Genomic DNA, 21,115 nt, shown 5'->3' on the forward strand with positions numbered 1-21,115 from the left:
TTCTTACGACATTTTTTCCGGTTTAAAGTGTACAATGATACCTGTATTTAAATAACTCACAAGGATGGTAAGATAATGATTAAAAAGGCAATAATTCTTCTAACATTTTTCATGCTTTCTTTTCAATCTTTACTTGTTGAGGCTGTGACACTAGAAAATTCCACACAAGCGATAGGAGCCAGAACTTACAACTTAGAACTTTCCCGATGGAATGTATATAATGACGGAACACATCCGGTTGAAACGACCAATGGGATCAACAAAGCGTTACAGTGGGCAAGTGAACAAGGATATCAAATCTTTAAAGTACCCGCGGGCAGATATCTAATTAGTAAAGGGACTAAACCGGACGATTCACAAGCACGAATTAATATGGTCAGCAATATGACTTTCTTACTTGATGATTTATCCATTATTCAAAAAGAAACGAATAGTTATGAGAATTATCGAACCTTATACGTCGGCTATGGAGTAAATAATGCAACAATCAAAGGCGGTACTTATCAAGGAGATAAAGAAACTCATAATTATAGTAGCAGAGACAACGCTGACAGTGCAGGGACACATGAGTTTGGCAGCGGAATATCCTCGGAAGGATCGTACAATTTAACAATAGACGATGTTAAAATTATTAACTTTACAGGTGATGGCATTACAATTGCCGGATCAAATATTGGAATCTCAGGTACCTACGGGAAAGACTATCTTTATGGCGATATAGATGGCTCAGGCAAATTTATTAATTCCACTTCCAAGATTAGACCTAAGAATGCAATGGACTTCACAAGCCCCAGTTATAAGGGGAGAAAGTATTTTGCCTTTGAACAGCCTCAAGGTGTTACGAACAATAGATATGATGTCTATTTCTATAAAAACGATGGAACGTACTTATCTTCAGTTAAGCAAGTCAGATTTGGTATGGATCTAGTGCAGATTCCGCAAGATGCTAAAAGCTTTTATCCTGTTTTTAGTTCTAATGCCATTGCTAATTTTTTTGTTAAATTGTTTAGTAATGATGTTTCTAGAAATATAACGATCAGAAATTCAGAATTAGCGTTTAATCGAAGGCAAGGGATTTCAATATTTGGGGTAGATGGAATCGAAATTAGCAATAATAAAATTCATGACATCAAAGGTACTGCGCCAGGGTTTGGAATTGATTCAGAGGCTGAAGGTTTTTTCCCCAACAATAACCTAAATATTATGAATAATCACTTTTATAACAATAGAGGCGGAGACATTGTATTTGCTGATGGAGACACTGCTTTAATAAGTAATAACAAATTTGAGAGCAGTATAGGCGTATATATTTATAGCGCATTTCCAAATACAACGGTTAAAAGCAATACCTTTACTAGTGGTGGACTGACCATGGGAGGTACTGGGGTTGCGGACTTAAACACCTTCATAAACGCCGAAGTTAATTTAAGCGCAACAAGCAACACACTAACCAATTCAACTTTTCTTAATAGTCGCTTAACCTTGAAAAACACGGACTCTTTTGGCTCTAAAGTAGAGAATATCACCATGACCAACACGGATTCCTCCGTTTTTACTTCTTTAAATGTAGGGGATCGTCCTGTCCAACTCTCGAATATTACGATCCAAGGGGTAACCAAGCTTTCAACGTTAGGTGGAAAAGGTACGGATCAAAACGTATATAATAATCTCCGTATCGAAGATTATAATGCGTACAACGGTACTTCACTTCCAGCTGGCACTTATAATAATTGCCAGTTTTCGTCGGCAACTAACGAGCTTGTTGGCTTAGCTATTAATCAAACAGGTACATATGCTTTTAATAATTGTTCTTTTCATGCTTTAGGTAAGATATTTACAATATATAGTTTATTTGGAGAAGCAGATATTACGATTAGCAATTCGAATTTTAACATTTCCAAAGACGTTGGCTACGCGGCTGCATTATATGTACAGGGAGCAAAGCAGTTATCTATTCTAAACAGCACCTTAACTGCTAATAATCTTACGCTGAATAATACGCCTTATATCAAAATTGGATCATTAGGTGGTTCAACTAAACCGACTGAAGTCAATTCTTTTACATTCAAAAATAACTCAATTACAACAAGTAAAGCTTTATATGGCATAGATTCCATGGATGCCGGAACTGGAGCGCCAGCCTATACGATTTCTAACAACATTTTTAATATAGCCTTATTAAAATTAAAAACGAACGACTTGAAACAAAACAATGAGGAGTTGTCTCCGTACTAAAATAAAAAATCCCCCGCCAGCTAATACGGCTAAATGGGGGATTTTTTTATGGGATTAAAAAGCTTATATCCTCATTCCAACTTAATTAAATCGCTTTTCAAATTCATTATTAAATTGAGGTTTTGATCTTCTGAATATTCTTTTTGTTAGTGCCTTACCCAATTGGATGGATGGCCTTTCTATCAGATGATACATGCCAACTGAAATAATTAAACTAATAATCAATGTAAGGAGGAAAATACACCATAATGGGAGTATATTGTGCAACCTGTGAACGGCTGAAAATAAAACGACGACATGTATCAAATATAGGCTATACGATATTTTACCTAAGTAGTTAATCAGATAATTCCTCAGCAATCTAGAAAAAAGACTTGAATTAAGGGCAAATATGATTAGAATAACGCCTCCGCCTGTTACTGCCCAAGAGTCAATAACCGTTCTATAAAATGGTGATATCTCTGGATATAAAAACAGTTTAATTCCAAAAGAGGGATGTAAAAATAAATAGATTATAAGGCCAATTACGAATAATATGACCTTAGACTTTTTAGTTAAAAGGGAAAATTTATTTGCAATAGTCATCCTGTATTTAGCAAGCAATGCACCTATTACAAACATAGCAATATAATTAATTGTGGCTACCAGCTCTGTCCCAGTATTAGTAGGTTTCGATAGCTGATAGATGATCATTCCAATCAAGCTAAATAATAGACTTAGTGCTAATCCTTGTTTCCAGTTCAATCTGACTATTAGTATCATTAAAACTGGAAAAATGATTGAAATTCTCATTTCATGTAGTAGAGACCATACAACAGGGTCTAGATTGCTAAGAAATGTCCCTATCAAGATGACATGATCTTCAATCACTTCCATGCTTATCGAAGATATCCAAATTGTATTGAACCATTCACTATAGCCTTTTAATTGCCCACTATAAAATAGTTCTCTACAAATAATTGCAACTATTACCGTAAATAAGTATGGCAAATAAATACGACAGATTCTTTTTACAACAAATGAAAAGTAACTTGACTGTTTATTATTAAAATATGGCAATGATAACACGAATCCACTTAACACGAAAAATAATACGACTGATTCTCCACCTGAGGTAAATAAACGAAACGGGCTATACTCAAAGATGATTTTTAAAAACTTATCTCCTGGCACCATCAGATACATATGCAAGAAAACTACGAAAATTGCAGCAAAACCTCTCAATGAATCCAACTCTTCCAACCGCGTTTTCATCTAACACCTCAATTATAAATTTTCTAGGTACCATACTAGCTCTCCACTCTGCTAGTTAGAGACTCCACAGGAACATGTTTCTTACTATTATTATTTTTTCCGAGCAACAATGAGGAGATACGAGTCCTCTTTATAAGTTCAACGCACCAGTAAGAGACAATTAGTGTTAGCAGCGTGCTTAACATAATAAATAAAAGATTAGAGAAAAAAATGGATGACACCATAAAAATAACCTTTATCACTGCAACATGAATAAGATATATACCAAAGGAATTTCGATAAAGCGACGTTATAGGCTTCAACTTATATGTCATACCTAATTTTACGAGAAGTGCCATTGTCGCAAAAGAATAGATCAAGACGGTTATTCTGAAATAACCCATTATTTCCATTTGCTTTGCATATCCAAAGCTTATAAAGGCATCCGTGATTAAAGCGATAGCAGACAACACATAAATAGCAATAACGACAGCAATAGGTTTTGATTTAATAAATTCAAGCAATTTGGAGTAATTTTGTGTTGCATACACGCCCATGCAGAAGTAACTCATCCAAATAACAAATGTAGATTGCAAAATTGTACTCGCTGATCCAACGAGATCTTTACTTAAAAGCGTCCCTACTAATAAAGTTTGATATCCAACGTACATTAAAATATTTATAAGCAATATACTAATCACCATTTTTTTACTTCCTGCCAGTTTGATTATCCATGGCAAGAAAACAAACATTTGAAACAGAAGAGGGATATAATAAAGCTGGTAGAAGGGTCCATTACCTGTTAGATAAATCATAATGATGCCTTTATAATTACTGGAGAAAGACAGGAACAAGACTAAGCCCAAACTAGTCCAAACTAGATAAGGAACAATTAAGTCCCTGATCTTCCCTTTAATTACTTGCAAATAGCTGTTCCGCTTGTAGCTTTGAAAGGCTAACACGCCAGAAACAAATAAAAACGCCGGTACGCAAAACCGACTCAGCTGATTTAAAATGACACTTGCATTAAATGTGAATCGATCTGCTGGCATTTTTGTCAGAGTTATACTAGTTACATGTATAATAATAACTGCAACCACCGCCGTTGCTCGGATAAAATCTAATTCTGGAAACCGATTGCTCTTTACTGATGTCTCCATTATCATTCACCCCCGATATCGGTGCTTGACAACTATCAGAAATCTTTTTGTTTTAACCGTACTACTATTGTGCTAATTTTGAATTTGCCAATCAGCGCGCCGAGCAAACCCTTAAAATAAATAAATTCTTCGTTCTTCCTAAATATGAAATAATACATCACATTAATCAGTACGATATTGATCACGCAGTTACCCATAAGAGCGTATACGCTTTTCGTTTCTTTCAAAGGCATTGTTGCAAAGTAAGTTAATACTAACGGAATACAACCGATGAGCAGGTATTTTGCATACATTTTGAAGTATTCGATTAAGCCAACTTTGAATATATACTTATAAACCATCTTAGGTTTCACCCAAAATATAACTGTCACATTGCTTAATAATGTCCCTAAAAGTACACCGGGCAAGCCAATTAACTTAACCAAAATGATTGATGCGCCCAAATTGATAGCCGCTTCGGCTAACGGTGCATATCGATCTTGAACGTAGATTCCTCCCCCCTCTTTAAAGCGCTCAACAGATCCTCGCATCAAAAAGAAATAGAAATTTATGACTAACAAGATAATGCTCAGCCGATCCAGTACTTGACCGTCTCCTAGCCATAGCAACACGAATTGCCCAATCGTATTAAGCAATGAAATCGTTGCAAAAGAAACGAGCCAGAAACTTAAGAAGAACAGCCGCTTATGGACCTTATAGGCCGCACTTTTATCGTCTTCCGCCAATAAATTTCCTACACTGGCTGAAACACCTGAAAGCGAACTGGAAATCAGCCCTTGAGCAGCACCGAGAATCATACTATAGCTATTAAAAATGCCTACAACCGTCAGATTGATAAACGCAGAAATGACTATATTACTTGTCCCTAATACTAGAATACCGCCAATTTTATGCATGAACAGGGCTTTGACATTTTTAATTAATGATGATCGTTCTTCTGAGCTTATCTTGCCTGATGTGACTTTAATCCAGGGATATTTGCTCTTAATGTACAAATCCATAAATAAAAAGTAGAGTAAACTTACCGCGATCTGAATAATTAAAAAGACATATAAACTCGGATAAAACTTCAGCATTGCCAGTTGTAAAATAGATACTAATAGTTTGCTGGCCGTGGTGCCTATTGCTACTTTATATCCATCTTGTGCCACATTCAGAATACATATCTTATATGAAAAAAAGTAGGTAATTATGGTATTGACTAAAAATAACAGAAAATAAAGCTGAGCATCCAGTAAGTTAATTTGATCTTTGATGAAAAACTGTAAGAAGAAAGAGACGATGATACCAAGTACCAAAATGATACATCCGACCGCATTATAGAATTTGGAATAAAACTGCAAATACCCCTTAACCTTTACCTGGTCATTCTCTGCAAAGGGTTTATATAAGGAGTAAATAATTGCACTCCCTATGCCAAGTTCAACGATGGAGAGTAAACCAATGATATTGGTATATAGCGAGGTTAGGCCTAATAACTCATTCCCCAGAGAATCTAAAAAAGCTTTTCTCACAATAAACGAGGGCAATAAACCTAGCGCAAAAGTTAATAAATTTACGATGACGTTAATACTTGCCTTACGTACTCTCATTCGTAGCTCACCATCTTTTTTTATGACTCAATCAAGGCGTACACTTTATGGATTTCCTCTTCTGTTCCTACATTTTCTTTCTTTAAATTTGAGCTTATCTTTTGTCTCAGGCTGCCATCTTCCATCATATTTTTAATTCCCATATAAATATCTTCAGAATTCATATTCACAATTAGTCCATTTTCTCGGTCTGTAATTTGATTATGGACAACAGTAAAGTTGGTAGTCACGATTGGTATATGTAATATTCTCGCCTCTGCTATGGCTAACCCATATCCTTCAAATCTCGAGGGTTGAACATATACATCGCTTTGTTTTAAGTAGGTATATGGATTTTGATGCGTCCCCAAAAAAATAAAAGTGTCTTCTAAGCCCAGCCTTTTTACAGTTTCCTCTAGTTTCGTCTTTAATTCACCTTCTCCAATAGCAAACCATTTGAATTTAAAGCCTTCTTCTTTTAGTTTATGACATGCCTCAATAGCCCATTCATACCCCTTTTGATGAACAAGCCTGCCGATCGTTAATATTCTCATTCCTTCAAATTCTTCGGTAAAGCCTCCGTTTTCATTGGACATGGATCTGATCAGTATGGGTGAAATAATATCGTATATGACCGTTACTTTGGACTTCATACTTGGTAGTTCACTCACCAATACATCTTTACATAATTCAGACACAGCAATGATTTGATTAAATTTCTCATAATAATTTATATCAAACTCTTTGTTGTATCCAGCAATTTTATAATCGATATTGACCCATGAGAGTTTCTTTACTGCACTTACTTTTTCTGCAACAAAGTAGGTAGGCATCCCTTGACTGTATGCAATGGCTACATCATATTTCTTATCTAGCTTCTCTATCTCCTTACTTATCCATCCCCAGTTTATTTGTGCTCCGTGCATATTCTTCTTCAAATGCGGAATTCTGAGCGAAGTGGATACTCCAAGTCTTACGAATATTTGTTTGAAATTCCTTTGTCTAATTAAGTGCTTAAATCCTCTCATTTGATTTCTCATATAAACCGGCACTTCGATTACATTCACTTCTTTGGGTAATAACGGTAAATATAACCCATTAGGGGAAAACATTAATAAATCCACTTCATATTTTTGAAAATCAAATAACGTTAATAAGGATATTAAACTTTTCTCGGCCCCTCCGCTATGTAAAGAATCTATGACAAATAGTATCTTCTTTTTCATAAGTACTCCTTTCGTCCTATTTCTTTATAGAAAGTACATCCTGTAAATATTTTTTTGAATGTCTGATCTTTTCATGCAAGATCGAATTGCTTTCTTTATAATCAATTCCCGTCAGGATCTGATCTAAGTTGTAGTTTTGATCGACTAATCTTTCCTTTAACTGTAGATCGTGCAACAGGTCTCTCATTCTCGTATTTATGGCTTCATTCCTGTTCACAATAACGAACATTTTCTCGTAGAGAACTGAAAAAACAGCCGCATGAAACGAATTCGATATAACGAATTGTGCATCTCTGACAAGCGATACAAAGGTCTCAGGTCCATCTAATGTAAAATACTTATCGGCATATTTGAGCTTCCCTGAATAAATCGTGTAAATCTTATACCCCTTTGCCTTAGCAATTTCTAAAGCTATTTTCTTTATTAGCTCACTGTTATCAAAATCGTATACCAGTATGTAATTTTCATGAAATTCCTTTGTGCAAATATCGTTCCAATCATCCTTATCTAACAAGAACACAGGATCAACAACATGATTTGCTTTCAGGATGTTCAACTTATTTAAGATTTCAACGCCGCTCTTCTCTCTCACACCAACAGCATCTAACATCTCAACTCTTTGTTTTACAACCGGTTGATATTCAGACGGAATTGTTTCTGTGGCGAAACTTGCCGCATAGGATGCCTTTATTTTTTTATCAGGGACAAAGTCCAAATAAAACGCTGGATCCTTGCCATTTTTATGGAGGCAATTCCAAATTTGATCACTGCCACATAGGTAAGCATCGGCTACGGGGGGATTATTCTTCAATTCCTCATTTGATTTATATCTCTTATCTGTGATTTGCAAGAATTCAGACTTGAACTGATCAAATGCCCTTTTTCTTGCGCGCTCGCGTAATCTTGTCGGTATTTTTAGCGTTAAATAGAGAGCCTTAGTGATAACATTCTTCTCCCACCTAGGGTTATTTATGCTCCACAGATTATAATGATTACTTAAATAATCAGGTTTATAATCTATGATTTCTGCCTCATGGCCGCTATTCTTTAGGTGTTTCAATAATCCATAGGCCTGCAATGAAGCACCATGATTATATACGTCATGGCAAGTTATTGTACAAACCTTCATACTGTCACTTCCTTCATTACATAGTTCTGCTCTGGAACATCCACTATGCTGTATAGTTTATTCAACTCATTGCTATTGCTATAATTTATTTGCAAACATGTGTTAGCAAATTTGCTTCGCAACTCGCTATCTACAAGTAGCCTCTCTATCCCAGCTGCTATGCCTTCAACACTTAACCCGCAAATTAAACCTTCCTCACCGTCCACAATCTGGCTGCTCGCAGTAGGATAATTAGTAATTAGTATCGGCTTGCCTAATATTTTCGCTTCTGTTACGGTCACCGCTTTGCCCTCATACCTGGAGGGCTGGACATAGATGTCACATGCTTTCATATAGGGATATGGATTCACTTGCTTACCTAATAGCACAAAGCTGTCTTCTAATTTGTTCTCTGCGATTAACTGCTTAAGTTCAGCCTCGTAACCGCCGTATCCTACAACTAACCATTTTATTTGAGTGAGTCCTTTATCATGCAGCAGTCTCAACGCCTTAACGGCCATATCGAATCCTTTGACATAGGACAGTCTTCCAACGGATACAATCGTAAAAGCATCCTGATCACTATCATTTAATTCAACTGGCTCATCAGCCATTTTTCTAATGAAGTTTGGCGAAGTGATATTCTCAATTAATTTGATTTTGTCTCGTAATGAGGGGTATGTCTTTATAAATGCTTCTGTACATGCCTCCGAAATAGAAGCTATGACGTCGTATTTCTTCCAAACAGCCAGGTCCATCTTATTATCTATTTCCAATTCGCTGTAGTCAGTATGAATCCAGGCTATCTTCTTCGCCGCGGTCACCTTATTCGCCACAATATCATGAGGCCAAGCGTAACTAATGGCTAGATCATAGTTTTTCTTAAATTTCGGCAGTACATAAGATGTGTATTTGAGATCAAGCTGCATTTGAATATATCCTGGGCCTTCTTTTAGATGTCTAAACCTAGCTTTCGTAGCTGCAATGGTTTTACTTAGCAATCTAATAATTAAAGCCGAGATATGCCCTTCTTTTAAGCATTGGACCATTGATTTTCTGAATACGGTGTAATGAGGTATTTGCGGCAAAAGATTTACTTGCTTCGGAATCAATCCTAAAAAATCACCTGAATGATTGCATATGAATAAATCCACTTCATAATTATCGTAATCGAAGCTTTCGAGCATATTGATTAAGCTTCTTTCGATCCCGCCAATTTCCATGTCGTAAACAGTAATTAAGATTTTATGCATATTGAATGTAGCTCTTTTCCCTTTTATTTAAGAAAACCGTATTAGCAGGAACGTTCCCCTTGACAACACTTCCAGCAGCGATTACCGCATTATCTCCGATGACCGTATCCCTTAAAATCACAACATTCGAACCAATCCAGACGTTCTGCCCGATTAGGACTTCTCCCTTCAGTAGATGTCCTTCTATTGAGTTCCTAAAATTGTGATCATGGTCATTGATACATACGTTCGGAGCGATTTTGGTATATTTGCCTATTGAAATCTTATGAGCGCAATTGATGTTGCAGTTATCGTTAATAAATACTTTATCGTCAATGTGGAGCTCTCCATAATGATCCACTCTAATACTCGTGTTTTTCCTAATAAACACGAACTTCCCGATATGAATCTTTGCATGTTTGCTAAATGCCTCTATTTTGCTATTTGCTTGAAGGGAGAACACCGTTGATTTAATATTTTTGAAATAAATAAGTTTGTTCACGTAAGCCCTCAAAATACCGCCAAGATGTGATAGATTCATAATCACTGTATAATAAAGTCCCCTGCCGCGACTCTCCGCAATGATTGTAGTCATGATTTTCCGCAAAATAAGTATCATACCGTTTCTCCCAAAAAGATTTATTTTAACTCATGAGCTTTCGTAATCTGGCAATATTGTTACCACCAATAATTTTGGCCAGTATGACCTTTAGATTACCCTTGAGTCTAACGCTAGGCGGCAGCCAGCTCTTATAGAAATGATGCATCGCATAAGTGTTATTTGTTATAAATTTGCGGCAGTTAATATAGTCGTATGGCGAGAAATAAGTCTGAGGATAGAATACCGCATCGCCGTCAATGACTTGATACTCCCCGTTCATTTTAAGTCCCTTGTTCTGCAAAATCTGTGTGATCATCGCTACATTGGTTAAATCATTATAAGTGCCATCCTCTTTAATAAACTTAATGCCTGTATAGGAGGCTAAAAATTCTTCTATGAGCTTGTTTCCTTTAGCCGCTCCGATCGTGCTTGTCGCGATATAGTTTTCCTGCTCAAATCCCCAGAACGAATGGTGGTGCAGTAAATCGTCAAAGGATTTAAACACTTCAACATCCGTATCCAAGTAAATTCCGCCAAAATGATAAAGCGCATATACCCTTACATAGTCGCTTACAAATGCAAATTTTCCGGATTTATAAGCTTCGCTTACATAGGGGGTACAATTAATATCGAAGTTGTCCTCATTCCATTCGATGAGTTGATACTCCGGACATTTTGCTTTCCAACTGCTAATGCACGTTTTAACGATATCCGGCTGTTCATTTTTTCCGAACCAACAGTAATGGATAATTTTTGGAATGATATTGCTTCTATGATTCAAAGATTTTGCCCCCCAGCTCATACAAATAGTCCAGAGCATATTCCTAACACTTCATTAACGTTCTTTATAGTGAACCGCGACTTATGGGAAATTCAAAATATCGAAGGATAGTTCTTCCATACAGTCCTCTTCCTCTTTAATTTTAGTTCTTTATAAAGAACATGTCAATGTTTTGGAATATTTAATTTACGTTTACGTCGCAGCCATCGCTTTCGAGTCTGCGAATTGATTACTTAAAAATGTTGAAAACAATCCATCTTTTTCTCTCGCCAATTGGATAAATTCCCCGCTTTGTACAATTCTTCCTTGATCCATGACGATGACCTGATCGGCATTTCTAATCGTCGACAACCGGTGAGCGATGACAATGATGGTCAGTTTTCCTTGAAGCCGGTCCAGCGCTTCTTGAATCTTCGCCTCATTCTCCGTGTCTAACGAACTGGTCGCTTCATCCAAAATCAGGATGGAAGGTTTGCGTAATATCGCTCGCGCCAATACAAGTCTCTGCCTTTCTCCACCGGAAAGCCGGATACCGCGGTCTCCAATCAGCGTATCGAGCCCCTGAGGAAGCTTTCTGACAAATTCGGCCGATGCTGCGAACTCTAGAGCATCCCAGATTTGCACTTCCGTTGCATCCGGATCGATCATTAGCAGGTTTTCCCGTATACTGCCGTTAAAAAGGAACGGATCCTGAGGCACATAGCTGATCGATTTTCTCAGAGATAACAGATTCGTTCCTGTAAGAGGAACTCCATCCACGAGCACTTGCCCTTTCTCCGGCTGCAGCATCCCCATCAGGATATCAATTAAGGTGCTTTTACCCGCGCCCGATCTGCCGACGACGGCTGTCATTTGATTAGAGCGAATTCGCAAGTTAATATCCTGGAGCGAACAGACCTCTTCATTGCGATTATAACGAAAAGACACATCACGGCATTCGAGATATTCCTCGATATGAATCGGCTTTACATGATTATTGCCGCGACTCTCTTCTTTAACTTCCCTGGATGCCCTACATGCATTTTGCAGCTCCTTCAAAGATTTAAAGGCAGGAATCGCCGTGGCGATTTGTTCCAGGTTCGTCTGAATGCCTTGAAAGCGAGGCCAAAGTCTAAAAAATACGAGAATGATCAGCATCAGTTGCTGTCCTTGTGTATGGAAGAGCATGACGGATGCGTAAATAAAAACGGCAATAATCAGCGATGAAGATACCTTGTAATACAACTGTGAATTTGCACTTATTTTAGCCGCTTCAAATCGTTCCCGGGCGAATTGTTTACTCCAGTCTATCAGCCAATTGCGCCGGGATTCCTCCAACATATTGCTTTTGATGTCCTTGATCCCATTGAAATGATCTGTGATTCCACCAATATAGTTTCGCCCGATCTCTAGCGACTGATTTCCGACCTTGCTGGCTCTCTTAATAAACGTACGAGAAAAGAAGGATACGGCCAGCCCGCAGCCTATGACAAAGAGCGTCAATTTAACGGATAACCATAAGGCAATTCCCACTTGAATCAGGGTAAATATCATGGATGTCATGAATTGCAGAAAGACATAGGATCCCGTAGTTACATGTCCCAATTCGCCAGTCAGTGAATTAATGAGGTCCGATTTTCTTTTCTTGATAAAAAACCCCCAGTTCGCATGCAGCAAGGCGTTATAAGTCTCTAATCTTACATGACTAATAAATCCTGTATGAATTTTGATATCTCGAAGGCTGAGATTCCGCTGGATCAAACTTTGACCTGTTATAAGTACAACGTATGCGCCCATGATTACAAGCAGCGATACTGACTTTGGAAGCTCATTCAATAATTCAATGATGCCTAGATGGGAGCTCCATCCTGTGTTGATGTCCATGATGCCGCTAATGCCGAGCAATGGGAGCAATAAGAATATCCCCATACCTTCAAGGAAGCTGATCAGCATCATTCCCAGAAGATTCACGTATAAAATTTTACCCGCGTAGCCGTGCAGCTGTTTAACAAAATACAAGAGATGTTCCATTATGCTTCTCCCTGCGATAAGTTACGCTTCAATGTTTTTCGCCAAACCCATAAGACAGGACGTAATGGGAAGTAGAGCAGCTGCAACGGTTTGGGCAATGGCAGCGTCTCGGCATCTTCCGGGTATGGATATAAGAAACTCACTACGAAAAGTATTTTATGCGGAGTCGGCATCAGTGAAAACAAGTGGCGTTTATGATACTTAGACACATGCTCCGGTAATGGAGGGGTATGCAGATTGACCATTTGACCAATATAAAAAATTGCATCAGATGCTAATCGTTTAGCACGCTTAGATACAGTTATAGATTCCAAATCCACTGTTAACGGAGTATGTAGAAGCTGTTGAGACAAAATTAGCGCTTGTGCTCCAAGGTGGAGCTGGCGGTTTTTCTTTAACAGCTGATGAAGTCTGGGGAAGTCGAAATGTTGTCTGGCAATCCGATCTATATCTGCCAACCAGCGAAGTCGGGACCAACCGTGGCGTGCCCCATGTGAAGCAAGAAATAAAAATAAATCCTCTCTCCCTAAATAATAGACAGGATTGCTCGTTAGCGTGCTTATCCGTTTCCGATCCCACAATTCATCGAAACCGGGCTCTTTTCCGGGACCAGGACCTAATCTCCAATGAATTTCGAGTGTAACTCCCGTGTTCTTGTGGATATAGGTGACATGATGATGTCTCCATTTCCAGTCATTCAATATCGTCTTGTATTCCTCTTCCTTCACATAGCCTTGCCCTTTGAGCAACTCCTCTGCTTGGTCCAAATCTTGTATCGGTATCAGAATGTCTAGATCACGTGAAGTTCGAAGGGATAGATCGCCATAAAGATCAGCTGCAAGAACCGGTCCTTTCAAAACAATGGCGCGGATATCGGTATCGGAAAACAGCTTACAAAGCTCTTCCATCTGTGCGCTCAAGCGCAGCATATCGAAGGTGTTGCTTTGATATTCCTTTTTCAAAGTTTGCCTGACCTGTGGAGGTATCCGTACATGATCAACTTTCCGAAGATAGTTATAAAGGATAGAGTAAACCCGGTGATGTCTTGCAAGCTCAAGGAATTTGTCCCAATCGATTTCAGTTATTTCAGCAGGATCGTTTCTCATGAAGGATAACAGTAAACTCAATTCTTTAGAAAAGGGTCCTTCATCCAAACGGAAATCATTGTCCATCTTAATCTCCTTCATTTTCTATCCACTGATATATTTTGCGAATTTGCCAACCACCGCGTAGCGTTCCATTCCGTCAGCTCCGGTAATATAGTAGGGGCCGCTGCGGAGCCAGGCGTGAGCCACCATTTTTCCTGATTCGTCCCTACCGGTCCCGAGGTAAAGCGTGCTTTCGATTTGGCGCCTTTCAAGCATTTTCAAAGCAGCGATAGCCTTAACCAAACACTTGCTTTCCCAGAACGTATGCCGACTCATAACCTGAATTGCATCGTGAATTCTAAGCAGTGTAGCAGTATTCATTTGGGTCTGTGCATTTGTCGTTTCCTCCATCTGAGCGCCTAACGAGGGGGCAACCTTAGAAAAAGGAATAAAGAGCAGGAAACGTGCCCACCCCAAATACATATAAGCTTCTATAAATAAAAGCACGGTTCTCGCATCTAATGAGAATAAAATTCTTACTTTATTCACGATGCCCCTCGACTCCAATTTGAACTAAACCTTCTTCCGCCATATGCGCAATAAAGGATATCACATGCTGCTGGCATTCGGTTTGATCCACATCATATTCCAACATCAATGTTGTAACTAACTGCCCGATGGAAACCGGTGCTTCCATACAATCCCATATTTTACCGCCAATTTCTCCCAGGTTGTAATACTTTCCGTTCTGAACGTTTAACATGACTTTTTCTCCGCCCATATCGCTTACGATGTTCCCTTTTCCTTGAACTACACAATCTTGCAGTGAAATGGATTCATTCTTAATCATGGTTGATCCCCCCCAAATTTAAAGTTTCCAAGATAGTTGATACTAATTGAGGAGCCGTAAAGCCCGAAACCGGACGGCTTAATTGGAACATATGAATATGCTGCAAGATGCTCGCGGATGTTTTAAAATGCCAATCGGTTAATCCCAGACCCTGGATAAAGATATTACGATAGGTATGATAGAAAAGGGGGTAAAACCGGTCAAGTTTTTCAATTCTGCGGATTGCTATGGCATCATTTTCTGTTTTCACCAGTTCAATCACGCCGGCAAGAGGTAAGGATTCCGTAAAGTAGTTCGTGGATACCGGGACATAATATTTATCCACTCTGCCATATAAGGATTGGTAGTTGCTTGACTCCATGCCAAATTTGGTAAGACTATCCTGCCAAAGCTTCTGTTGGGGGTAGGATGGAGTCACGTATGGAATATTGTCCTGCGACAGTGAGACTGCAATCACATCATCACTCAGAAGCTGATAGCCTTGGTTTAAGAACGCTGATGCCAGCGTCGACTTCCCCGCACCGGAATCTCCAACAATCGCATATGCCTTGCCATGGATAGCGAGAGCACTCCCGTGCAGAGGAAATATCTTTCTCTGCATCAAGATCGCGCCCATGCAAGTTCCCAGAACAAGAAGCCGAATCTCGCCTTGTTCTGCCTCTTTCATCGGGGCAAACGCGATCCTTTTACCTTCTTGAATGGAGAAGGTTGCAAGGCCAGGGATATGAAACATAATTAAATTCTCTTTGACCAAAAATTGGTTGGGATTATCGGATAGTTCAAAAAATAGTCTGGTGATATCCTCATCCATACATATTTCAATGTCCGCTGCTTCTTGTTGCTCGCTCATCTTGATCAATTCCGGCAAATCCATATCGCTAGATATGGTTAAGCCGAAGGCTTTATAGATCAGTTTTTGTTTGATTTCTAACATTTCTTCACTCCAATGTTTCAATGTTTATATTAAAGCCCTTATACTGTCTTGCTGTATAAGGGCTTTAATATATGTACGAATTCCAGCAAGACTCTTAGCTCCAAGTCAATTCTGGTCTTGGTGTTCCAGTAGGATAGGAATGATCAAGGTTATTTCCATTGTTTGGATCAAGCATGGTCATATTTACATCCAACACTTCTAATTCAGGTTTTTGCCATTCTTTTTTCATATCTAATCACCTCCTTTCAAGCAAATCTTTTCAAATATCGGTATAAAATTAAACTTCGCATTAAAATCCTGTAATCAGCATCAGTCGCATATTCCGATATAGCCCCTGCTTCAACCTTTACTAACGCAGCTTTTAACACTTCACCATCTATATAACCCATAAAGCTATCATCCTTACTAAGCTGCTTCAGCTCATCCTTAAATGCATCCCAATGCGGAGTCATCCGATGAACCCAATCAGCACCTTGAACCCCTCGATAATGCAGGTTTAACCTAACCTTATCCGGTAACAATTTTTCAGTGGACCTTCGAATAAGAGCCCGATCCATCCCATTTTGAACATATTGGTCTTCGGGTACAGAAAGGCAGAAACGAATTACACGTAAATCGTTGGTTGGATCCCGCTGCCATAATGAGTATCGTAAAGACAGTTTCGTCAACAGTGTATTCGTAGTATTCCAGTGAAAGACATCTTCGAAATGTTTTCTTCTTAGTTCATACAGATCAGTACTGGAGAACCATCCCGTTTGACCTATGCCGTATTCTCTTAATTTATTGAAAACATTCGTTCTTTTAGCTAAACTTTGATTAATTATTCTAGGAAATATATAGGGTATATTATCTGACGGAAAAATTCGATTAATCAACGGAAACGCAATTTTGGCCACTTCAGGGAGCCTCCGCAGTCTTGGCCCTCCCATCTTATTACTGTAGTGATGCAGTTCATGTATAAGGCGAAGCCACTTCATTTTTTTTAAAAGAAGGGCGTAATGCTCATACGCGGATCCCCAAGATATGCTCAAGTTTCCTCTCGCACCGCTTAGCAGCACGCCGATACCTTCTTCATGGGCTTTCTCGAATATTCCCTTAATCCAGAATGAGTTCTCAAAATATTTATATGGCAGCTCTGTTATTTCCAGAAAGTCATCAATTTCGGAATACGAATTTTTCCCCTCAAGGTCTAAATAATGGTCGTGAATTCCCCCCACGTGCTGGACCGTTGATTGAATAAAGGGCCTTTCATCCGGCATTAAATGCCTGGGTGTATAATCTTGAAAATCTTTCGGAGGGATATAACTGAATGTATGCAAACGTTTGTCTTCCTTGCTCAGTGCGTTAGCAGCAAAACTAACAACGGAGCCGGAATCTAATCCGCCGCTCAATTGAGCCCCAATCCCACGGTAAGTCCGCAGACGTGATTGTACAGCTGTTCGAAAGACATCTTGAAACGCTTCTACGTACTCATCATCCGACTTAAGTTTTAACCGCTCTCCGGCAGTTAGTGTACAGTATCTTGTAAGCTTTATTTGCCCGCCCGTTATTGAAATACTATGAGATGGAAGCACTTGTTCAATATGTTGATACGGCGTTATAGAAGCATCTGCCGTTTCAACCACTGCCGATATGGCCAAATATTCAGCCATCCAGTGTTCATTAAGTTCCTTCTTTACATAGGGTAATGACAGCAGCGGCTCAATGACTGTGCAAAACGCAAAGCGCTGAGGATTACGATGAAAGTAAAGCGTACGACTCCCCGAAAAATCCCGAGCCCCAAACAACAGCTGCTTCCGCTCATCCCAAATCATAAAGGCAAAATCACCGATCAAATACTTAGGAGCATCTTCCCCCCACTTATGGTAGGCAAGCAAGATCAGCTCGCTATCTGGCATCCCGGCTCTCCGGTCTCGCTCTATTTGTAATTTCTCGAATAATTCATCTCGATTATCTATGATCGCATCAGCTGTAATAGCTAATTTTCGATTATGGTCATAGTAGGGCAAACGCTCGCCAACTGATTCAGGTGTGATCCACTGTGCATGACAACCCAGGAAGATTTGCTCTTGGTGCCATATTTGAACATCATCGGCTGGATATTTCGCTAAATCGAACATCATTCGATGACCATGTTCCATATTTACGGGCTCTTGATCATAATGGAATATTCCGGCTATGGCACTCATTTTGTACCCCACAGTGTTATTAGTTAAAGGTTGATTGGCTTGCATTTTTGTTCTTTTTAAAGAACGTATGTATATTCAGACATATGAACATGCACCATCAATCACAGCACTGGCTTTCATTTTTACTCGTTTATGTTTGTTCTTTATCGAGAACAATTTCAGGATATCATCTTACAAGTTCACTGTCAACTGCTTCCAAAAACTTTTTATCTCGCTTAAAGATACTCAAATAAAGTCTTAATAGCCGCGATGTCACCGGGATTGTGAGGACGATTTGCCCCCAGACATACGCGGTCATGTCCGTTGCATGAATGATGCGCCCATTCCTCTCAAGCAGGGTCATTTTGCCAATCATCTGATCCATCGCAATGACTTCGTCATGCGCTAAATTAGCGTCGCCTTTACAGAGAAAATATAATTGCTTATTTCTCCTGACCAAACGACAAAAACGGTGAGCAACTAATTTTCCGCTTGAAGCCTGAAATAAGAGGATATCACCTTTTTTTACGTGGCCAGCCTCTGTAAGTACAAAACGGCAAATATCGCCCCTTTTAATAAAAGGATACATACTCGTTCCTCGTGCCGGAAGTTCAATCCAGCCTCTTTTTGCCATAACACGCGTAAGAAGCTGAATGGATTCCTTATGAAACTGCATACTGAACCAGACCTCGCCCAACCATATCTTTCAGAAATGCTTCCACATCTTCCTCAACCGTCTCGCAGGCGGATTCGTACTCCTTACGAACCGCTTCGCTAATGGAACTTACCGTCTGAGGTATGCCGAGCAATGACCAGCAGTATCCGCCTACTTCGTTTAATTTCGTTAAGGTAAATTCATCTGTGTTCAGAATGATCCATTCCATTTCCAGTTGAATAGACTCATAATCATTCATCCGAACATATTCCGTCATCTGGATAGCAACTCCCTCTATAGAAATTTTGAGGTCAACGGCAGCAGTTTACCATTGACCTCATCGACGAATTTTACTTATCCTTGCCGTTTCCGCTGCTGTCCTCGCTGCCATTGTGCCCTGGGTGATTCAGATTATCATAACCTTGATTCGAACTTTGGGCTGTCTCAAAACGAACCGGTTGTTGGCTTAGAACCATCGGACGTGTATATACTTTTTGTTCCCTTTTCGCGTCTTCTTTCATCGGCTCACTCTCCTACCGTTTCACTGTTTGGATAAGGCGCCTTGCCTCTCCGAAAGGAGTGTCAATGATTTCATACATCCGAAGATAGATCGTAGTTTCAAATCGATCCAAATTAAAATCAAGGGTCTGGGTTCCACTAACCAGCTTGTTCTCGCCCGTAAATGAAAGGACCTTGGAAGCCATGATTTTGTTTTTATCATCGACGAATTCCAGCCTCATTTTGGAAAAGCTTTGATCGACGACGATTTCATCCTGCAGTTTAATATCGAAATCCAAATTCATCTTATACGAGTAGGGTAAGCTTCCCGCTCCCATACTGTAGTTGGTCGCCATGGTCCAATTATTCAAAGCGACTTGAAAAGGATAGAAGGCAGAGGATTTATCATCCGTATCTTCGATGACTTTCGTCTTAAAGGCTGCGAGAGGCAGGTTGTAGGGCTCTACGCTTTTCCCATCCGTAATCTCCATGGCCAGTTGCTCGCCGGTTTCTGCGTTCGGAATAATAAAGGAGTAATAGATGACGTAACTGATGTTCGGGATGAGCGTATCTACCTGCGTATTTTGTCTTGTGCCCAAGTATTTATTACCGCTAACACTGGTCAGCACGGTCTGAAAATGCGGAACCTGCTGTGGACTCTCACTCTTATTGAGCAGTTTGAACTTTGCAACGGCTGCTTTAAAGCCGCCTCCGGCACTTTCATAAATGCGCAGATCCGACATGGACACATTGATCTCTGGCCGAATCAGCTTCGTTAGCGGGTCAAACTGAATCGGCTTATTCCACTCATACGTTGATAATTGATTCATAAAGGTTCGTGCATTGCTGGCTCCCGGTGGCGTGATCGTCAATCGGCCAATTAAATAGCTGGTATGTGTTTTGTCATCGCCTACAAAGTCTTCCGGCGTCAGGACCGACAAGCTTTTCAATTCCAACTTATTTCTGACAGGAACCGCATAATGGACATAGTTCTTCTCACCCGGTTCGAGGGTGACCGCATCCTTCTCAATTCTGCTGCCATTATATATCTTATTCTCTGTTTTTCCGTTTATCCGAAAATCAGGTATTGTCGTCTTCTTGTCCCCCGTATTCGTAGCAAGCAATGCCACGATCGTCATAGGTCCGTCCGGCGTATTTTGTTCGGTAAGGCTGACCGGTTGGTACGTCAGTGTGCTTGACAGCACGGGGATCGTAAACGTATCTTCCCATTTCTTCATCGTTGCGGGATCGGTAAGGACAGCCTTTTCACCTTTCCATTCTATGTCTGAAATAGGCAGCGATATGATTTTCTTTTCTGTTTTCGGATAGACGAATTCATCTACATCATAGAAAGAAAGCTCAGTTAACGCGAAGACGTCATAACGCTCGACGGTATTCAAATAGCTAAGCTCTACCTTCTCTTTGGGCTGAATATTTTTGGCGTTAGCTTGGCTTGGACGCATGATATACTCCAAACCTTCTTGCGTCTTAGCTCTAACTTCATATTCAGGTACGCCAATTAAACGATCTCCATTGTTAAACAGGCGTACCACTGTGCCGATTCTTGTCCCATCAGAGGTTGATTCGTTAATAATACTCTTTACTTCCACTTTGATATCGTCCGTCAATGAATAGCTTTTCACCGTTGTCGTAAGTGCATATTTTTCATCGGCCGCTGCATGGAAAGCCGCTGATGGAATCACCAGGGAGACAGATAAGATGAAGGCAACCATCGTATGTTTCCATTTTATTTTCAATTCAAGTC

20 protein-coding genes are annotated in these 21,115 nt (G+C 39.6%); 1 reads left to right on the top strand and 19 read right to left on the bottom strand.

What is annotated here, in order from left to right; genetic code table 11:
* Nucleotides 1-75: 75 nt before the first annotated feature.
* Complete coding sequence (locus GC097_RS09400; protein WP_171683071.1) at nucleotides 76-2,235, top strand: right-handed parallel beta-helix repeat-containing protein; 2,160 nt, start codon at nucleotides 76-78, stop codon at nucleotides 2,233-2,235.
* A gap of 81 nt (nucleotides 2,236-2,316) precedes the next feature.
* Here GC097_RS09400 and GC097_RS09405 read toward each other — a convergent pair whose 3' ends face one another.
* The 19 genes from GC097_RS09405 to GC097_RS09495 form a co-directional block, all read right to left on the bottom strand.
* Nucleotides 2,317-3,489, bottom strand: a complete 1,173-nt coding sequence (locus GC097_RS09405) for an acyltransferase family protein (protein WP_171683072.1) — start codon at nucleotides 3,487-3,489, stop codon at nucleotides 2,317-2,319.
* Between the two features lie 35 nt (nucleotides 3,490-3,524).
* Complete coding sequence (locus tag GC097_RS09410) at nucleotides 3,525-4,628, bottom strand: acyltransferase (RefSeq protein ID WP_171683073.1); 1,104 nt, start codon at nucleotides 4,626-4,628, stop codon at nucleotides 3,525-3,527.
* A gap of 35 nt (nucleotides 4,629-4,663) precedes the next feature.
* Nucleotides 4,664-6,220 (bottom strand): lipopolysaccharide biosynthesis protein, encoded by a 1,557-nt coding sequence (locus GC097_RS09415; RefSeq protein WP_216625711.1) that lies wholly within the window; start codon nucleotides 6,218-6,220, stop codon nucleotides 4,664-4,666.
* A gap of 20 nt (nucleotides 6,221-6,240) precedes the next feature.
* Nucleotides 6,241-7,425, bottom strand: a complete 1,185-nt coding sequence (locus tag GC097_RS09420) for a glycosyltransferase (protein WP_171683074.1) — start codon at nucleotides 7,423-7,425, stop codon at nucleotides 6,241-6,243.
* A gap of 16 nt (nucleotides 7,426-7,441) precedes the next feature.
* On the bottom strand, nucleotides 7,442-8,554 hold the full coding sequence (locus GC097_RS09425; protein ID WP_171683075.1) for a polysaccharide pyruvyl transferase family protein: 1,113 nt from the start codon (nucleotides 8,552-8,554) through the stop codon (nucleotides 7,442-7,444).
* Nucleotides 8,551-9,786, bottom strand: coding sequence for a glycosyltransferase (locus GC097_RS09430; RefSeq protein ID WP_171683076.1), 1,236 nt, complete (start codon nucleotides 9,784-9,786; stop codon nucleotides 8,551-8,553). The genes GC097_RS09425 and GC097_RS09430 overlap by 4 nt, the downstream gene beginning before the upstream one ends.
* Nucleotides 9,779-10,384, bottom strand: coding sequence for an acyltransferase (locus GC097_RS09435; protein ID WP_171683077.1), 606 nt, complete (start codon nucleotides 10,382-10,384; stop codon nucleotides 9,779-9,781). The genes GC097_RS09430 and GC097_RS09435 overlap by 8 nt, the downstream gene beginning before the upstream one ends.
* A 25-nt stretch (nucleotides 10,385-10,409) precedes the next feature.
* Complete coding sequence (locus GC097_RS09440; RefSeq protein ID WP_246294091.1) at nucleotides 10,410-11,147, bottom strand: glycosyltransferase family 32 protein; 738 nt, start codon at nucleotides 11,145-11,147, stop codon at nucleotides 10,410-10,412.
* Nucleotides 11,148-11,339: 192 nt separating this feature from the next.
* A complete protein-coding gene (locus GC097_RS09445) occupies nucleotides 11,340-13,157 on the bottom strand; it encodes an ABC transporter ATP-binding protein (protein WP_171683079.1) in 1,818 nt (605 codons plus the stop codon).
* Nucleotides 13,157-14,329, bottom strand: coding sequence for a nucleotidyltransferase domain-containing protein (locus GC097_RS09450; protein ID WP_171683080.1), 1,173 nt, complete (start codon nucleotides 14,327-14,329; stop codon nucleotides 13,157-13,159). The genes GC097_RS09445 and GC097_RS09450 overlap by 1 nt, the downstream gene beginning before the upstream one ends.
* An 18-nt stretch (nucleotides 14,330-14,347) precedes the next feature.
* Entirely contained in the window at nucleotides 14,348-14,797 is a 450-nt protein-coding gene (locus GC097_RS09455; RefSeq protein ID WP_312875644.1) for a lasso peptide biosynthesis B2 protein, read from the bottom strand.
* A complete protein-coding gene (locus GC097_RS09460; protein WP_171683081.1) occupies nucleotides 14,787-15,095 on the bottom strand; it encodes a lasso peptide biosynthesis PqqD family chaperone in 309 nt (102 codons plus the stop codon). Before GC097_RS09460 ends, GC097_RS09455 begins: the two co-directional genes overlap by 11 nt.
* On the bottom strand, nucleotides 15,088-16,029 hold the full coding sequence (locus tag GC097_RS09465; RefSeq protein WP_171683082.1) for a phosphoenolpyruvate carboxykinase (ATP): 942 nt from the start codon (nucleotides 16,027-16,029) through the stop codon (nucleotides 15,088-15,090). The genes GC097_RS09460 and GC097_RS09465 overlap by 8 nt, the downstream gene beginning before the upstream one ends.
* A gap of 94 nt (nucleotides 16,030-16,123) precedes the next feature.
* Entirely contained in the window at nucleotides 16,124-16,258 is a 135-nt protein-coding gene (locus GC097_RS09470) for a paeninodin family lasso peptide (protein WP_171683083.1), read from the bottom strand.
* Between the two features lie 16 nt (nucleotides 16,259-16,274).
* On the bottom strand, nucleotides 16,275-18,218 hold the full coding sequence (locus GC097_RS09475) for a lasso peptide isopeptide bond-forming cyclase (RefSeq protein ID WP_171683266.1): 1,944 nt from the start codon (nucleotides 18,216-18,218) through the stop codon (nucleotides 16,275-16,277).
* 166 nt (nucleotides 18,219-18,384) lie between these two features.
* Nucleotides 18,385-18,831, bottom strand: coding sequence for a signal peptidase I (locus GC097_RS09480; RefSeq protein ID WP_171683084.1), 447 nt, complete (start codon nucleotides 18,829-18,831; stop codon nucleotides 18,385-18,387).
* A gap of 28 nt (nucleotides 18,832-18,859) precedes the next feature.
* Complete coding sequence (locus GC097_RS09485) at nucleotides 18,860-19,129, bottom strand: PqqD family protein (RefSeq protein ID WP_171683085.1); 270 nt, start codon at nucleotides 19,127-19,129, stop codon at nucleotides 18,860-18,862.
* 73 nt (nucleotides 19,130-19,202) lie between these two features.
* Nucleotides 19,203-19,373, bottom strand: coding sequence for a hypothetical protein (locus tag GC097_RS09490; protein WP_171683086.1), 171 nt, complete (start codon nucleotides 19,371-19,373; stop codon nucleotides 19,203-19,205).
* A gap of 12 nt (nucleotides 19,374-19,385) precedes the next feature.
* Complete coding sequence (locus GC097_RS09495) at nucleotides 19,386-21,107, bottom strand: hypothetical protein (RefSeq protein WP_171683087.1); 1,722 nt, start codon at nucleotides 21,105-21,107, stop codon at nucleotides 19,386-19,388.
* Nucleotides 21,108-21,115 lie beyond the last annotated feature (8 nt).

It is taken from the genome of Paenibacillus planticolens (assembly GCF_013141725.1).
Taxonomy (GTDB): Bacteria; Bacillota; Bacilli; order Paenibacillales; family NBRC-103111; genus Paenibacillus_E; species Paenibacillus_E planticolens.

Coding starts and splice junctions, on each gene's coding strand:
- GC097_RS09400 (WP_171683071.1), top strand. CDS start 76: ATGATTAAAAAGGCAATAATTCTTCTAACATTTTTCATGCTTTCTTTT.
- GC097_RS09405 (WP_171683072.1), bottom strand. CDS start 3,489: ATGAAAACGCGGTTGGAAGAGTTGGATTCATTGAGAGGTTTTGCTGCA.
- GC097_RS09410 (WP_171683073.1), bottom strand. CDS start 4,628: ATGGAGACATCAGTAAAGAGCAATCGGTTTCCAGAATTAGATTTTATC.
- GC097_RS09415 (WP_216625711.1), bottom strand. CDS start 6,220: ATGAGAGTACGTAAGGCAAGTATTAACGTCATCGTAAATTTATTAACT.
- GC097_RS09420 (WP_171683074.1), bottom strand. CDS start 7,425: ATGAAAAAGAAGATACTATTTGTCATAGATTCTTTACATAGCGGAGGG.
- GC097_RS09425 (WP_171683075.1), bottom strand. CDS start 8,554: ATGAAGGTTTGTACAATAACTTGCCATGACGTATATAATCATGGTGCT.
- GC097_RS09430 (WP_171683076.1), bottom strand. CDS start 9,786: ATGCATAAAATCTTAATTACTGTTTACGACATGGAAATTGGCGGGATC.
- GC097_RS09435 (WP_171683077.1), bottom strand. CDS start 10,384: ATGATACTTATTTTGCGGAAAATCATGACTACAATCATTGCGGAGAGT.
- GC097_RS09445 (WP_171683079.1), bottom strand. CDS start 13,157: ATGGAACATCTCTTGTATTTTGTTAAACAGCTGCACGGCTACGCGGGT.
- GC097_RS09450 (WP_171683080.1), bottom strand. CDS start 14,329: ATGGACAATGATTTCCGTTTGGATGAAGGACCCTTTTCTAAAGAATTG.
- GC097_RS09460 (WP_171683081.1), bottom strand. CDS start 15,095: ATGATTAAGAATGAATCCATTTCACTGCAAGATTGTGTAGTTCAAGGA.
- GC097_RS09465 (WP_171683082.1), bottom strand. CDS start 16,029: ATGTTAGAAATCAAACAAAAACTGATCTATAAAGCCTTCGGCTTAACC.
- GC097_RS09470 (WP_171683083.1), bottom strand. CDS start 16,258: ATGAAAAAAGAATGGCAAAAACCTGAATTAGAAGTGTTGGATGTAAAT.
- GC097_RS09475 (WP_171683266.1), bottom strand. CDS start 18,218: ATGAGTGCCATAGCCGGAATATTCCATTATGATCAAGAGCCCGTAAAT.
- GC097_RS09480 (WP_171683084.1), bottom strand. CDS start 18,831: ATGGCAAAAAGAGGCTGGATTGAACTTCCGGCACGAGGAACGAGTATG.
- GC097_RS09485 (WP_171683085.1), bottom strand. CDS start 19,129: ATGACGGAATATGTTCGGATGAATGATTATGAGTCTATTCAACTGGAA.
- GC097_RS09490 (WP_171683086.1), bottom strand. CDS start 19,373: ATGAAAGAAGACGCGAAAAGGGAACAAAAAGTATATACACGTCCGATG.